General features: G+C 73.1%; 14 protein-coding genes. 7 read left to right on the forward strand and 7 right to left on the reverse strand.

The window, feature by feature from the left end; all coding sequences use genetic code 11:
* Positions 1–1,123 precede the first annotated feature (1,123 nt).
* Positions 1,124–1,825, reverse strand: a complete 702-nt coding sequence (locus AB0881_RS27070) for a hypothetical protein (RefSeq protein WP_366621156.1) — start codon at positions 1,823–1,825, stop codon at positions 1,124–1,126.
* Positions 1,826–2,317: 492 nt separating this feature from the next.
* Here AB0881_RS27070 and AB0881_RS27075 point away from each other — a divergent pair, with 492 nt between their 5' ends.
* Positions 2,318–3,856: a hypothetical protein gene (locus AB0881_RS27075; RefSeq protein WP_366621158.1), complete on the forward strand. Its 1,539-nt coding sequence runs from the start codon at positions 2,318–2,320 to the stop codon at positions 3,854–3,856.
* Here the strand turns inward: AB0881_RS27075 and AB0881_RS27080 are convergent.
* Both AB0881_RS27080 and AB0881_RS27085 read right to left on the reverse strand, forming a co-directional pair.
* Positions 3,840–4,214, reverse strand: a complete 375-nt coding sequence (locus AB0881_RS27080; protein ID WP_366621160.1) for a phage holin family protein — start codon at positions 4,212–4,214, stop codon at positions 3,840–3,842. The two genes, AB0881_RS27075 and AB0881_RS27080, sit on opposite strands and share 17 nt — an antisense overlap.
* 89 nt (positions 4,215–4,303) lie before the next feature.
* Complete coding sequence (locus AB0881_RS27085) at positions 4,304–4,750, reverse strand: hypothetical protein (RefSeq protein ID WP_366621161.1); 447 nt, start codon at positions 4,748–4,750, stop codon at positions 4,304–4,306.
* A 202-nt stretch (positions 4,751–4,952) separates the two neighbouring features.
* Here AB0881_RS27085 and AB0881_RS27090 point away from each other — a divergent pair, with 202 nt between their 5' ends.
* The 6 genes from AB0881_RS27090 (at position 4,953) to AB0881_RS27115 (ending at position 11,190) form a co-directional block, all read left to right on the forward strand.
* Complete coding sequence (locus tag AB0881_RS27090) at positions 4,953–5,615, forward strand: HAD family phosphatase (protein WP_366621163.1); 663 nt, start codon at positions 4,953–4,955, stop codon at positions 5,613–5,615.
* A 65-nt stretch (positions 5,616–5,680) separates the two neighbouring features.
* Positions 5,681–7,525 (forward strand): DNA helicase RecQ, encoded by a 1,845-nt coding sequence (gene recQ / locus AB0881_RS27095; RefSeq protein ID WP_366621165.1) that lies wholly within the window; start codon positions 5,681–5,683, stop codon positions 7,523–7,525.
* A gap of 253 nt (positions 7,526–7,778) precedes the next feature.
* Complete coding sequence (locus tag AB0881_RS27100; protein ID WP_366621167.1) at positions 7,779–8,645, forward strand: NAD(P)H-binding protein; 867 nt, start codon at positions 7,779–7,781, stop codon at positions 8,643–8,645.
* Between the two features lie 69 nt (positions 8,646–8,714).
* Positions 8,715–9,203 (forward strand): hypothetical protein, encoded by a 489-nt coding sequence (locus AB0881_RS27105; protein WP_366621169.1) that lies wholly within the window; start codon positions 8,715–8,717, stop codon positions 9,201–9,203.
* On the forward strand, positions 9,200–9,880 hold the full coding sequence (locus AB0881_RS27110; RefSeq protein ID WP_366621171.1) for a response regulator transcription factor: 681 nt from the start codon (positions 9,200–9,202) through the stop codon (positions 9,878–9,880). Before AB0881_RS27105 ends, AB0881_RS27110 begins: the two co-directional genes overlap by 4 nt.
* Entirely contained in the window at positions 9,877–11,190 is a 1,314-nt protein-coding gene (locus tag AB0881_RS27115; protein ID WP_366621173.1) for a HAMP domain-containing sensor histidine kinase, read from the forward strand. Before AB0881_RS27110 ends, AB0881_RS27115 begins: the two co-directional genes overlap by 4 nt.
* On the opposite strand, the gene AB0881_RS27120 is transcribed toward AB0881_RS27115, so the two are convergent.
* The 4 genes from AB0881_RS27120 to AB0881_RS27135 form a co-directional block, all read right to left on the reverse strand.
* Entirely contained in the window at positions 11,174–11,734 is a 561-nt protein-coding gene (locus tag AB0881_RS27120) for a GNAT family N-acetyltransferase (RefSeq protein WP_366621175.1), read from the reverse strand. The two genes, AB0881_RS27115 and AB0881_RS27120, sit on opposite strands and share 17 nt — an antisense overlap.
* Positions 11,735–11,757: 23 nt before the next feature.
* Positions 11,758–12,894, reverse strand: a complete 1,137-nt coding sequence (locus AB0881_RS27125) for a serine hydrolase domain-containing protein (RefSeq protein ID WP_366621177.1) — start codon at positions 12,892–12,894, stop codon at positions 11,758–11,760.
* Between the two features lie 136 nt (positions 12,895–13,030).
* Positions 13,031–13,507: a macro domain-containing protein gene (locus AB0881_RS27130; protein ID WP_366621179.1), complete on the reverse strand. Its 477-nt coding sequence runs from the start codon at positions 13,505–13,507 to the stop codon at positions 13,031–13,033.
* Positions 13,508–13,517: 10 nt separating this feature from the next.
* Complete coding sequence (locus AB0881_RS27135; RefSeq protein WP_366621181.1) at positions 13,518–14,597, reverse strand: PucR family transcriptional regulator; 1,080 nt, start codon at positions 14,595–14,597, stop codon at positions 13,518–13,520.
* Positions 14,598–14,716: the final 119 nt, after the last annotated feature.

Here is a 14,716-nt window from a genome sequence, read left to right on the forward strand (position 1 = left end):
GGTAGGTCCGGCCGCAGCGGCCCCCAAGGCGGAAACCCCCACGGCAGGCGCCGAGACCGCCACGCCGCTCGAAAGCGATGTGGCGCAGTTTGTCTCCCACGAAGAGGCAGCGCCGGACGCTGACACCTCAGAGGCGGGAACGCACACGGCAGGCGTCGAGGCCGCCACACCGCTCGAAGGCACCTCGGCACAGGCCGCCTCCCAGCAGGAAGCCGCCCCGGACGCCGACGCTCCACAGGCAGGGCAAGCCATACCGGCCTCTGAGACCTCCGAGGCAGAAACACCCACGGTAGACAGCGGGGCCACCCCACCGCTTGGAAGCGCCACGACGCAGGCCACACCCCAAGTGCAAGACACCTCGGACGTCCCAGACGAGACGATCCGGGACGCCAGCACTCCCCAAACGGGAGCACCCGCAACTGGCCCCCAAGGCACCACTCCGCTCGAAGCCCAGCTGGCTGCGTCCCAGGAGGGAGCAGCCCAGGCCGCCGAGACGCCCCAGGAGGAACTCGCAGCCGCCCAGCCGGAAGCAGCGCCGGACGCCGACACCCCACAGTCGGTAACTCCCACCGCGAGCGCTGAGACCATCCCGCCGCTCGAAGCCGACACGCCGCAGGCTGCGCCCCACGAGGGGGCGTCCACGGCTGGCGCCGAGGCCGCCACACCGCTCGAAAGCGACGCAGCGCAGGCTGTCTCCCACGAAGAGGCGGCGCCGGACGCTGACACCTCCGAGGCGGGGACGCGCACGGCAGGCGTCGAGGCCATCACGCCGCTTGGAAGTGACGTAACGCAGGCCGCGCCGCAGGAGCAGGACGCTACAGACACAGCAGACGAGACGGTCTGGGACGCCGACACTCCGCAGATGGGGGCGCCCACGACGGGGGTTGAGGCCACTACGCCGCTTGAAGCCGATGTGGCGCAGGCTGCGCTCGCGGACGCTGAGACTCCTCAGGTGGGAACTCCTGCGGCGGGGGGCGAGGCCGTCCCGCCGGGTGAAGTGGACGGGACGCAGGGCGTTCCCGCGGAAGAAGAAGCGGCTCTCGGAGAGCGTGGGGGCGACGAGCGTGGAGTGCTTGGGCCGCAGGGGACCGCGCCGTTGGCGCCGGAGGTCGTCCAGGCCGCTCTAGAAGAGCAAGGCGCGGGAGACGTCCCGGAAGAGGGCGCGTGGGATGCCGGTGCTGTTCCGGCGGAGGCGGCGGGTGTCACCACGCCGCTCGATCCGGAAGTGGCGCAAGCCGCGGCGCATGAGGCTTCTGGGGAGCCGGAGTCTGCGGACGGGCTGGGGACGGCAGCCGCGTATGAGCAGCAGCGGGACGCTGACTCGGCGGCTGGGGAGAGTGCGGACGCGGAAAGCGGCGGTGAGTGGGCCGGTGCGGCTCAGGCCACTGCGCCGCTTGATCCCGAGGTGGCTCAGAGGGCGGCCAGAGTGCGGCAGCCCGCGGGCGAGGAGCGGCCCGTTGCGGGGGGCTCGCGTGCGCGGTTGGCGCTGGAGCCGCTTGTCGAGGTCTATGAGGACCTTGAACGAGGTCTGCGGGAGCGCGGGTCCGAAGCCGTCGGATGGCGGGGGCATCTGGACGCGCTGCGGGCTTTGCAGGCAGGGGTTCCGGAGGAGCTGGAACGGTTCGTTGAGGAGCCCGTCGTACGGGAGGACCTCGGGGAGGTCGTACGGGAGGCGCTCGCCGGCGGGGAGCAGGTACTCGTGCTCGTGCCTGAACGGGCACGGGCGGACGAGGTTCTCCAGGTGGCCGGGAGCGAGGTGTTCGCTCTGCTGGTCGAGGGGGATGAGCAGCAGCAGGCACCGCCGGTCGTACAGGACGCCCAGCACGCGCCGGCGGCCGTTCCGGGTGCCTCACATGCGGCGCAGTCCGTAGGGGACGCCCAGAACACTCCGTCTGTCGTGCCCGACGTGCAGCAGGCGCCGCCGGATGCTCAGCAGGCTTCCCCGGGCGCGCATGACGTGCAGGGGGCGCCGTCAGTCGTCTCGGACGTGCGGCCCGCGTCTGATGGCCAGCAGGTGTCGGACGTGCCGCAGGCCGTGCCTGGGGCACAACGGGGGGCGGAGTCCGGGTCTAGCAGGACTGTGGAGTTCAAGCCGCTGACCTCTGCGGACGTTACGCGGGCCGAGCAGTTGCCGGTGGTGCCTGAGGCCGAGGAGCCTTTGGCGGAGGCGGGGGCCACGGCGGCGGCTGAGGTTGTGCCTGTTTCCGAGCCGGCCGGGGGTGCGGCCGAGTCGGAGAGTCTGGGTGGGGACGCTCCTGAGACTCGGATGCGGGGGGTCGTCGTTCGGCCTGTGGGGGAGGCTTGGCGGCAGGCTTGGGTGACCGAGGCGCGGATGTTGCAGCGCGGGCTGATGTGGCTGGAGCAGTGGCCGCGGGATCTGGCGGCGCTGGAGGCGCTGGAGCAGGGGCGGCAGCGGCGGCGGGAGGAGCTGGACGCCGAGCTGGCGGGGCTGGCGCGGCGGGCCGAGGAGCTGAAGGGGGCCGTGGAGGCCGCCGAGCAGGCGGGGGTACGGGCCACCGAGGAGGCGGCCCGGCTGCAGGCCGTCCAGGACGAGATCGCCGCGGAGCTGGCGGGGCCGCGGGCGGAGGCGCAGCGGCTGCAGGCGGTCGCGGACGCGGCGGGCGAGGAGGCCGACCGGCTGACGGGGGTGGCGGAGGCGACCCGGGCGCGGTGCGCGGCGCTGGACCAGCGGGATCAGCAGGCGCGGGCCGAGCTGCGGTCGGCTCAGGAGGCCGAGGCGGCGCTGACGAGCGATCTCGCGCAGGCGCGGGAGAACCTGCCGCGGGCGGCCGAGGAGGCGGACCGGCTGGTGGCCGAGTCGGCGGCGGCGGACGCGGAGGGGCACACCCGGTACTACCGGCTGGCGGCGGCGGAGTCGGCGCTGGCGGCGCGGCGGCGCAAGATGAGCCTGGGGCAGCGGCTGCACGTGGCCGCGCCGCCGCCGGAGATCAGGGATCTGCGGGCCGAGGTGAAGGCGCTGACGCGGAAGGCGGACGAGGCCGCGGCGCAGGCGGCGCAGGCGAAGGAGGCGGCGGACCGGGCGCACGGGTACCGGACGCGGCTGGAGGCGTTCATCAACGAGGGCGGCGCGCGGCTGGACGGGGCGCAGGAGGCGCAGCGGCAGCTGGGGGCGGAGCTGGCGCGGCTGGCGTCCGAGCGGCAGGCGGCGGCGGCCGACTACCAGGAGAAGGCGGCGCAGGCGGCGGGGGCCGTGGAGCGGGCCAGGCAGGCGAGCGCGGTGGCGGTGGAGGCGCAGCGGGTCGCGCAGGAGATCGAGGGCCGGCTGGTCGCGGCGCGGCACGCGTTCGAGGGGGCCAGGGTCGCCCATGAACGGGCCCGCGCGGAGGCCGAGGCGGCCAAGGCCTGTGCCGCGGAGGCGGACGCGCTGCTGGTGCGGCGGCGCGCCGAGGCCGAGCAGGAGATCTCGGCGCGGTCGGCCGAGTACGAGGCGGCGACGGAGGCGGAGGCCCGGTCGCGGGAGAACGTCCAGGAGATCTGCGGTTCGGAGCCGATCGACAGGGCGCTGCTGGCCACCCATCAGGAGCGGGCGATGCGGCGGATCGAGCGGCTGTCGGGCTATCTGGAGCGGGACGACGCCGACGACGAGGCCCGCGAGGTGATGCTCCGTACGGCGGAGCTGGTCTGCGGTACGGCGGCGGCCGTCGGGGCGGCGCCGGCGGCGGAGTTCGACGTGCTCGTGGTGGCGGGGACCGTGAATGTGGGGGATTTCCTGGTCGGCGCCGTCCGGGCCCGGCGGTGGGTCGTGGCCGGGCCCTTGGACGAGCGCCCGCCCGCGTACGAGGAGTACGCGGGCGCGGAGCCTCTGCTGGAGCCGCTGGTCAGTCGTCGTCCTTGACGAACAGGTCGAGGAGCCAGCCGACGACGCCGACGATGATCGCGCCGAAGAACGCGGGCCAGAAGCCGTCGACGTTGAACGGCAGGCCCAGCTCGTTGGCGAGCCAGCCGGTCAGCAGGAGCAGCAGCGCGTTCACGACGAGGCCGATGAGGCCGAGTGTGAGGATGTAGAGAGCGCAGCCGAGGGTCTTGACGATGGGCTTGATGATCGCGTTGACGAGGCCGAAGATGACCGCGACGCCGACCAGGGTGAGCACCCGCCGGCCGGTGGTGTCGCCCTCGACGTCGATCCCGCTGATGAGCAGGGTGGCGACCCCGAGCGCGACCGCGGTGATGGCTATCTTGAGAAGAATCCGCACCCCTTGATCATGCGCCGCCGGGGCCGGATCAATCATCAGTCCACATGGGGATTTCGGCCGGCCCCGGCCTCATCATCGGGTACGAGCGGTCAGTCCTTGCGGTCGAAGAAGTCGGAGCGGGCGGCGGCGCCGGCGAGCGGGGTGTCGCCGTTGCGGGGGCCGCGCGGCTGCGGGACGGACGGGCGGGCGGGCGCGGCGGGCGCGCCGGGCTTGCCGCCGCGGACGCGGGCGAGTTCGCGCTGCAGCTGCCGCTTCTCCATCTCCAGCGTGGTCAGCGACTCTTCGTGCTCCTCGCGCAGGTAGCGGAGGTCGCGGCGGGTGCGCATGAGGCGCCCGAAGCCGAGGAAGGCCATCGTCATCCCGGCCATGAAGACGACGGCGACCAGGGCGCCGCACATGAAGATCTGCCACTGGTTGCTCACGCCGGGGACGGTCTCGCCGAAGACGGTCAGGGTGGCCGCGCCGTCGTTGGACAGGACGATTCCGGTGGCGGCGGTGACGGCCGCCGCGGCCAGGAGCAGTCCGAGGAACACCATGGGTCGTTCTCCTCTCCAGTCACTCTCCGGAGGCGGAAGCGAGGTGCCCCCACCATGCCAGACCCGAACGCGATTCGCGTTATTTGCGGCATTTATCCAGCTCAAGGCGCCGTTCACCCGGCGCGATCATGACGATTCCGGGCGTACCCGATGGGTAGTGGAATCCGTGGCGGACATGCGGAAACGACCCCGGGAGCGCCCCATGCACGTGCAGGCCGTGGTGTTCGATCTGGACGGTGTGCTGATCGACTCCGAGCCGGTCTGGGAGGAGGTCCGCCGCCGGTACGTCGCCGACCACGGCGGCCGCTGGCTGCCCGACACGCAGAAGCGGCTCATGGGCATGAGCACCGAGGAGTGGGCGACGTACCTGGCCACCGACCTCGTGGACGGCCCCGCCCCCGAGGAGGTCGCGTTCGAGGTGATCGACCGGATGCGGCGCCGGTACGCGGAGAGCGTGCCCGTCCTGCCGGGGGCCGTCGAGGCGGTACGCCGGATCGCCGACCGCTACCCGCTCGGCCTGAACAGCTCGTCCCCGCGCGCCCTGATCGACCTCGTCCTCGGCGAGCTGGGGGTGGCGGCGCTGTTCCGCGCCACCGTCTCGACCGAGGAGGTCGACGAGGGCAAGCCCGCCCCCGACGGCTACCTGATGGTGGCCGCGCAGCTGGAGGCGCCGCCGGGCGCCTGCGTCGCCGTCGAGGACTCCTCCAACGGCCTCCGCTCCGCGCACGCCGCCGGGATGCGGGTGATCGCCGTACCGCGCCCCAGCTACCCGCCGGACCCCGACGCGCTCGCCCTCGCCTCCCATACGGCGGACGACCTGGACGCGCTCACCCTCGACCTCGTCGCCGGTACGGCGCCGTCCTAGCGGCGGGTTATCCACAGGATGGCGGAACCCCTTCGGGCACGAATCGGAGTCCATAAGATGAATCGGTGACCGCACCGGAGATCGACACCGAGACAGGGACGAGCGAGGCGCAGCGGACGCTGCGGCGGGTGTTCGGGTACGACACGTTCCGGGACGGCCAGCAGGAGATCATCGAGCATGTGGTCGAGGGCGGCGACGCCCTGGTGCTCATGCCGACCGGCGGCGGCAAGTCGCTGTGCTACCAGATCCCGGCGCTGGTCCGGAAGGGCACCGGCGTCGTGATCTCGCCGCTGATCGCGCTGATGCAGGACCAGGTGGACGCGCTGCGGGCGCTGGGGGTCCAGGCCGGGTTCCTCAACTCCACGCAGGACCTCGACGAGCGCCGGGTGGTCGAGGCGCAGTTCCTCGCGGGCGAGCTCGACCTGCTCTACCTCGCGCCCGAGCGGCTGAAGGTGGCGGCGACTGTGCAGCTCCTCGACCGCGGCACGGTCTCGCTGTTCGCGATCGACGAGGCGCACTGCGTGGCGCAGTGGGGGCACGACTTCCGGCCCGACTACCTCGCCCTGTCCGGGCTGCACGAGCGCTGGCCGGAGGTGCCGCGCATCGCGCTGACCGCGACCGCGACCCCGGCGACCCGGGCCGAGATCGCCGCCCGGCTCGACCTGGAGCAGGCCCGCCACTTCGTGGCGAGCTTCGACCGGCCCAACATCCAGTACCGGATCGAGCCCAAGTCCGACGCCAAGCGCCAGCTGCTGAAGCTGCTCCAGACCGAGCATCCGGGCGACGCCGGCATCGTCTACTGCCTGTCGCGCAACTCGGTCGAGAAGACCGCCGAGTGGCTCACGGCGAACGGTGTCAACGCGCTCCCGTACCACGCGGGCCTCGACGCCTCCACCCGCGCCGCCAACCAGTCCCGCTTCCTGCGCGAGGACGGCCTGGTCATGGTCGCGACGATCGCGTTCGGGATGGGCATCGACAAGCCCGACGTGCGGTTCGTCGCGCATCTCGACCTGCCGAAGTCCGTGGAGGGCTACTACCAGGAGACGGGCCGCGCGGGACGCGACGGGCTGCCGTCCACGGCCTGGCTGGCGTACGGCCTCCAGGACGTCGTCAACCTCCGCAAGATGATCGAGTCGTCGGAGGGCGACCAGGCGCACCGCCGGCGGCTGGGCCTCCATCTGGACGCGATGCTGGCCCTCTGCGAGACCGTCGACTGCCGCCGCGTCCGCCTGCTCGACTACTTCGGCCAGCCCGCCATGCCCTGCGGCAACTGCGACACGTGCCTGTCGCCGCCGGAGTCCTGGGACGGCACGGTCCCCGCGCAGAAGGTGCTGTCCACGGTCGTCCGGCTCGACCGCGAGCGGCGGCAGAAGTTCGGGGCGGGCCACATCGTCGACATCCTGCTCGGCAAGAAGAACGCCAAGGTCATCCAGTTCGACCACGACGCCCTCAGCGTCTTCGGCATCGGCGCCGACCTGCGCGAGGCCGAGTGGCGCGGCGTCGTCCGGCAGCTGCTCGCGCAGGGCCTCATGGCCGTGGAGAGCAACTACGGCGCCCTCGTCCTCACCGACACGAGCGCGGAGGTCCTGCGCGGGCAGCGCAAGGTCATGATGCGCCGCGAGCCGGAGCGCGCCGCCGCCAAGGCCGCCAGGACGGCCAAGGAGAAGAAGGCGCCGGTCGACCTGCCCGCCGAGGCCCAGCCGGTCTTCGAGCGGCTGCGCTCGTGGCGCGCGGCGGCGGCCAAGGAGCAGGGCGTCCCCGCCTACGTCATCTTCCACGACGCGACGCTCCGCGAGATCGCCACCGCGATGCCGGGCTCGCTCGGCGAGCTGGGCAAGGTGAGCGGCGTGGGCGAGAACAAGCTCGCGAAATACGGCGAGCAGGTCCTGGAGACCCTGGCCGCCGAGTAGCCCCGGATCCCGCGTTCCGCGACCCGCACGCGCCACCTGGCATGGCGCGTGCGGGTTTTTTCGGAATTCGTCGATCGCCAGGTCAGGCGGTGGGCAGCCCGTCCGGCTTTACCGTTGTCAGCGCAGGTCAGAGCGTTATGTGAACATCGTGTTCGCGTTTGCCCTCCGCTTCTCGGCGACCCCAGAATCGAGCGGATCCCGGAGAACGCCCTGGAGAGGGGCTTCTTCGCCATGCCTGGAGAAGGGGAACGCGATGACGGTTCTGGTGACCGGCGCGAACGGGGGCGTCGGACGGCTCGTGGTCGACGGGCTCGTACGGGACGGGCAGCGGGTGCGGGCGCTGACCCGTACACCGGGCAAGGCGTCCTTCCCGGACGGAGTCGAGGTGGCGGGCGGCGACCTCACCGAGCCGGACGGGCTGGCGGAAGCGCTGCGCGGGGTCGAGCGCCTCTACCTGTTCCCGGTGGCGGCGACCGCGCGGCGGGTCGTGGAGATGGCCGTGGACGCCGGGGTGAAGCGGATCGTCGTGCTGTCGTCCGGCGCCGTGACCGGCGGACTCGACACGGACTTCCACCTGCCGGTCGAGCAGGCCGTGGAGGCGTCCGGGCTGGAGTGGACCCATGTGCGGCCCGGCGAGTTCATGCTGAACAAGGTGTGGCTGTGGGGCCCGTCGATCCGGGCCGAGCGGGTCGTGCGGGATCCGAACCCCGACGTGGCATGGTGCCCGGTCCACGAGCGGGACATCGCGGACGTCGCCGTGGCCGCCCTGCTCGGCGACGGGCACGCGGGCGCCGCGTACGACGTGAACGGGCCGGAGCTGCTCACCCTCCGCGACCAGGCCACGGCGATCGGAGCGGCGATCGGGAAGGAGATCCGGTTCGAGCGGGTCACGCCCCACGAGGCCCGCGAGATCTATATGAAGCAGGGCGGGTTCGCGGCGGCGAACGCCGACTTCCTGCTGGGCTTCGAGGACTATTCGGGCGCCGAGGCGGACCCGGACGCCGCCGCGGAGCCGAACCTGGCGGCGTACGGGCCGTTCCCGACCGCCGAGGCGGTCACCGGACGGCCCGCCCGCACGTTCGCGGAATGGGCGCGCGACCACGCGACCGACTTCCGCTGAACGGATTCCCAGCGTTATCCCAGGCTTCTCACTGGCCGGATGCCAGGCGAGTCCGATTAGCTGTGGCGCATGGACGTGAACAGGAAGACGGTGGCGGCCGGGATCGGCGGGGCGGCGGTGCTGGGCGTCGGCCTGTACCTCGCCGTGCCGGCGGCCGCCGCCGATCCGTCGCCTTCGCCGAGCAAGTCCGCCGCCCAGCAGAAGGAGCACCGCAAGGGCCAGCACAGGGGGCCGCACAAGGGACAGCACAAGGGCCACCCGCACCGCTGGGGCGGGCAGGGCGTGCACGGTGAGGCGACCGTGAAGCGCAAGGACGGCTTCCACGTGCGGACCTGGCAGCGCGGCGAGGTCACCGGGCGTTCCGGCGCGGCCGTGACGGTGCGCAGCGCCGACGGGACGTCGTGGACGTGGACGACCGACGACCAGACCCGCGTGCGCAAGGACCGTGCGAAGTCGTCCGTCGGCGCCCTCGCGAACGGCGACCGGATCGTCGTGGTCGGCGAGCGCGCCGGCTCCACCCGCACCGCCAGGATGATCAGGGTGCCGGAACGGAGGTGAGCGAGAACCCGCTGGTCCTGATCGTCGAGGACGAGGCCAACATCCGCGACCTGCTCCGGACGGCCCTGCGCTTCCACGGCTTCGAGACCGGCGCGGCGCGGACCGGGGCCGAGGCGCTGCGCAAGGCCCGCGACCGGCGGCCCGACCTCGTCCTGCTGGACGTCATGCTGCCCGACGTCGACGGGTTCGAGGTGTGCCGGCGGCTGCGTTCGGGCGGCGACCAGGTGCCGGTCATCTACCTGACCGCCCGCGACACGCCGTCCGACACGGTCACCGGGCTCACGCTCGGCGGTGACGACTACGTCACCAAGCCGTTCTCGATCGACGCGCTGGTCGCCCGCGTCCGCGCCGTACTGCGCCGCGCGGCGCCCGAGAAGCGGGACCCGCGGCTCCGCGTCGCCGACCTGGAGATGGACGAGGCCCGCTGGACGGTACGGCGCGCCGGCACCGACATCGACCTGTCGCCGACCGAGTTCCGGCTGCTGGCGTTCCTGATGCGCAACGCCGGCCGCGTCCTCACCCGCGCCCAGCTGCTGGAGAACGTCTGGGGCTGGGAGCACCACGGGAACGCGCAGGTCCTGGAGACCTACGTCAGCTACCTGCGCCGCAAGCTCGAGCCGCTCGGCCCGCCGCTGATCCACACCAAGCGCGGCGTCGGGTACTTCCTGCGCGAATGACCCTCAACACCCGGCTGCTGGCCGGTCTGGTCGCGGTGACCCTGACCGGTCTGCTGATCATGGGCGTGGTCAGCGCGGTCGTGCTGCACGGCCATCTGATGCACCGGGTGGACGAGCAGCTGCTCGCCACCCACGACCGTGCGGTCCCGCGGCTCGTCCGGCCCGGCCAGGGGGCGGCGCCGGCGGAGTTCGTCGTCCTCCGCGTCGCCCCGTCCGGCGAGATCCGGGTGCTGAGCGAGTACGGTCCCGACCCGTCCCGCGCGATCGCGGAGATCCGGAGGCGGCCCGCCGTCCGCACCGGGGAGCCGTTCACGCTCGGCGACATGCGCGCGGTGGCCCGCCCCACCCGCGCGGGCGGCGGGACGCTCGTCGTCGCCGCGCCGCTGGCGGGGATCCGCTCGGCCGTCCGCAACCTCGTCCTGACCGAGATCGCCACGGCCGCCGTGCTGCTCGCCGCGCTGCTCCTCATCGGCCGCCGGCTGATCGCCCGCGGCCTGCTGCCGCTCGGCCAGATGGCGCGCACCGCGCAGGCGATCGCGTCCGGCGGCGATCTGCGCGCCCGGATGCCCGGCCCGGGCCCGCGGTCCGAGACGTCCCGGCTGGCCGCCGCGATCAACGTGATGCTCGACCGGATCGAGCAGGCCTTCCTGGCGCGGGGCCGGTCCGAGGCGCGCGTCCGCGAGTTCGCCGCGGACGCCTCGCACGAGCTGCGCACGCCCCTCACCACGATCCAGGGCTACGCCGAGCTGTACCGGCACGGCGCCCTCGGCCCGGACGAGCTGCCCGAGGCGATGCGCCGCATCGAGGACGAGGCGCGGCGCATGAGCCGCCTGGTCGGCGACCTCCTCGAACTCGCCCGGCTGGACCGCGAGGCGTCCCTGAGACCCGCGCCCGCCGATCTGGCCGCACTCGCCCGCGACGCGGTCGGCGACGCCCGCGCCGCGGCCCCCGAACGCTCGTTCGCCGTCGACGCCCCCGAGACCCTTGAGGCGGTCGTCGACGAGGCCCGGATCCGCCAGGTCCTCGCCAACCTGCTGGCCAACGTCCGCGCGCACACTCCGGGCGGCGCCACCGTGCGCCTGTCCGCCGCCTCCGGCTCGATCGTCATCGAGGTCACCGACGAGGGCCCGGGCATGTCCCCCGGCGACGCGGCCCGGGCGTTCGACCGCTTCCACCGTTCCGACGAGGGCCCGGGCGCCGGCCTGGGCCTCCCCATCGTCGCCGCGATCGCCGCCGCCCACGGAGGGCGCGCCGACCTCCTCTCCAGTCCGGAGGGGGGCACGACCGTCCGCGTCACCCTTCCGGCGTGAGGTCCCGTACGAAGCACACCCGGTCGTGTCCGGGGCCGTCGTAGTCGCGGTGGACCGGGACCCCGGCGGCGACCGTGTCGCCGTCCTCCAGCGCGAACCCCATGGCCCGGTGGAACGCGATCGATCCGGTGTTACCGGGCGAGGTGACGGCCCTGACCCGCGTACGGCCCATGCGGGCGCTCTGCCGGAAGAAGCGCTCGTACAGGCGCCGGGCCACGCCCTGCCCCCGGCTCTCCGGGTTCACGCCGACGAAGTGGATGTACGCCTCGTCCGCCCGGTCCGCCGACGCGAACCCCACCAGGAACCCCTGGAGCCCGTTCGCGTCCTCCATCACCAGGCTCGTCCCGGCGAAATGCTGCAGGAACAGCCTCGGCAGGAGCACCGACAGCTCGCGGGCCTCCTCCGGGGTGCGCGAGTCGCCCCACCACTCGCGCACCGCCCCAACCAGCATCCGGTGATCGTCCGCCCGCGCCCGCCTGATCGCGCCGTCCACAGGACTCCCTCCCGTCGCGCCGTGGCCCTTGATCACTCGTCCCTGGCCCATCGTGCCATCGGGGCGGCCGGGGCTCAGCCGCAGAGGGCGGCGTCGATCGCCTGGTTCAGGTGGGCCCGGAAGCGCGGGTCCGCCTCCATCTCGGCGGCGTTGTCGTTGTAGGTGATCACGGCCTGGCGCTTGCCGTCGGCGCTGGTGTACGCCCAGGTGCGGTAGCCGGGGAAGCCGCCGTCATGGCCCCAGGCGGGACCGCAGGAGAACCGGCGCCGCGCGACGCCGAGGCCGTAGTCCTCCTCGATCCACTCGTCCACGACGGGACGCGTGGTGGTCAGCTCGCGCTGGAGGCGCGGCGGGAGCAGCCGGCCGGTGACCAGGGCCCGCTGGAAGCGCGCGACGTCGCCGACCGTGGAGATGATGCCGCCGGACGCCCAGGCGCTGGAGGGGCTGACCTCGGTGCTGACGTCCCCGTACGCCCCCCAGTAGCCGTGGACGTGCGGGCCGGGGAAGGTCCGCTCGGCGCCCGGCAGGGAGGTGTGGCGGAGGTTCAGCGGGTGGAAGATCCGGCGCTGGAGTTCGGTGCCGAGGGAGCGCCGCGTCACCTTCTCGACGACCATCCCGGCGAGGACGTAGTTGGTGTTGGAGTAGTTCCAGGACGTGCCGGGCGCGTACCGCGGCGCCTTCTCCTGCGCGATGTCGACCAGCTCGCGGGGCTTCCAGGTGCGGCGCGGGTCGGTCATGACGCGCGGGTCGGCCGTGTAGTCGTTCAGGCCGCTGGTCTGCCCGAGCAGCTGCCGGATGGTGATCTTCGCGCCGTCGTTGCCGTTGGCCCGGACGACTCCGGGCAGCCACCTGTCGACGGTGTCGTTCAGGGAGAGGCGGCGTTCGGCGGCGAGCTGGAGCACCACGGTCGCGGTGAACGTCTTGGTCACGCTGGCCACCCGCACCTGGAGGCGCGGGTCCATCGCCTGCCCGGTGGCCTTGTCGGCGACGCCCGCGGTGGCGTGGGTGACCTTGCCGTTCCGGCGGGACAGGGCGATGACGCCCGGCTGCCCGTCGGCGACGAGCCGGTCCACCGCCGCCTGGAGGTCCGCCGCGGGCTTCGGGCGGGCCGACGCGGCGGGCGCGGCGGCCGGGACGAGGGCGGCGGCGAGCGCCCCGCCCAGGATGGCCGCGGTGACCGCCCGGCGGGCCGGGAAAAGTGCGTTCGTCAAGGGATTCTCCTCTGGGACCGTGCTCCGACGTGATCAACCGTGATCAACACTGCCGGTGCGCGGCGCCAGGCGACATGGCCTTGAACACCCGGGCGGGGGTGTACCTGAGTACACCTGCCGGCGCGGCCGGACGGCGTCAGCCGGCGTCGTACACGGTCACCGCCACGCCCTTCGCCGTCAGGCGGCCGGTGATGAGCGGCTCGACCTTGGACCACTTCCCGCCGGCCAGGCCGCAGCCGATGCGGGGCATGTGGACGGAGGCGTCCAGGTCCAGGGCGCGGTCCGCCAGCGTGCCGAGGCAGGTGTCGAGGGCCTCGTACCGGATGGGTGGGCCGTTCTTCCTGCTGGGCTTCACGCCGCGCTGGGCGACCATGTTCGCGACCCAGATGTACGGCTCGACCTGCACGAACTGGACGGCCCCCAAGCCGAAGTCGTTCTCCGCGCGGTCGCGGTGCCAGGCGCGGTAGGCGGCCTCGGGCGCGGGCCAGCGCTTGGAGACGGCCAGGACGAATCCCTTGCCCCACCCTCCGAGGTCGTTGCACACGTGGGCGATCACCTTCACGCCCTTGGCCTGGGGAGAGGTCGCGTCCCCTTTGAGGTATCTGATCGCCATACAGGCGAATCTAACGGTCACCTCGGACGGCCCACATCGCGATGGCGAGCGCCACCCGGTCTGCGAAGTCCAGCGGGTCGCGGCCGGTCAGCGTCTTGATCCGGGACAGGCGGTGGCGGAGCGTGTTGGGGTGCAGGTAGAGCTCGCGCGCGGCGGGCCCGACGGCGCCGCCCGTACGGAGGAAGGCGCGCAGGGTCTCGGCGAGCTTGGTGCCGTGGACGGCGTCGTGGTCCGTGAGAGGGCGGGCGATCTGCTCCACGAACGGGGCGATCTGGTGGCGTTCGAGGCGGCTCAGGAGGCCCTCGAACGTGGCGAGGTCGGCGGCGTGCACGATCGTTCCGCCGCGCCCGGCCGTTTCGAGTGCGGAGATGGCCTCCGCCAGCGCCTGCGGGATCTGCTCCAAGGGGCCGGGGGTCGCGATCCCTCCTACGCCGCCCCAGGAGCGGGCGAGTTCGGTGGCGTGCTCTTCGCTGTTCACCACCAGCAGCGCGATGCCGTCGTCCACGCCGAGGACGGCACCGCGGGACGTGTCGACGCGTTCGGGCAGGTCGGCCACCGGCACGGCCAGGACGACCAGGGACTCGTCGGACAGGCCCGCCTCGTCCACCCGGCCGCGCAGCGCCTCCGGGGACGCGAGCCCGTTCGCGACCATCTGGAAGAGGCGGCCGGTCTCCTCGCGCCCGTGCCGCTCGGTCCGCGACGTCGCCATCTGGTCGGCGAACCACTCGGTGAAGCTCAGGAACGGCACCTCCGGCGGGACCTCCAGGAGGGGCAGGCCGAGCTCCTCGCAGACGGCGCGGAGGGCCTGCGGCGACTCGGGGAGGACGTCGCCGATGCCGTACCCGATCGCGCTGGCGCGGCTCGCGTGCACGGAACGGGCGAACTCGTCGCAGCGCTCGGCGTCGCTGAGGGCGGCGCCGACCGTCAGGACGACCTCGTTCCCGCGCAGGTACGGGCCGGGGTCGAGCAGCTCGGTCGAGTGCGCCCAGCGGACCGGGAGGCCGAGTCCGGCGGCGCCGGCGACGAGACGCAGCTGGAACCGGGGCACCTCCAGGAGCTGCCCCACCGTCAGCCGCAGATCGTCGTCCACGCCTCCAGCCTCTCACCGCGGATCGGGCGCATGACCGTCCCGTTAACGGGTGTTGGCCAAGTCAACGACGAGGCGGCGGCGGGGTGGTGCGGTTGGCCAAGGTTCGCACAAAACCCTTG

The organism is Spirillospora sp. NPDC029432, assembly GCF_040703975.1.
Lineage (GTDB): Bacteria > Actinomycetota > Actinomycetes > Streptosporangiales > Streptosporangiaceae > Spirillospora.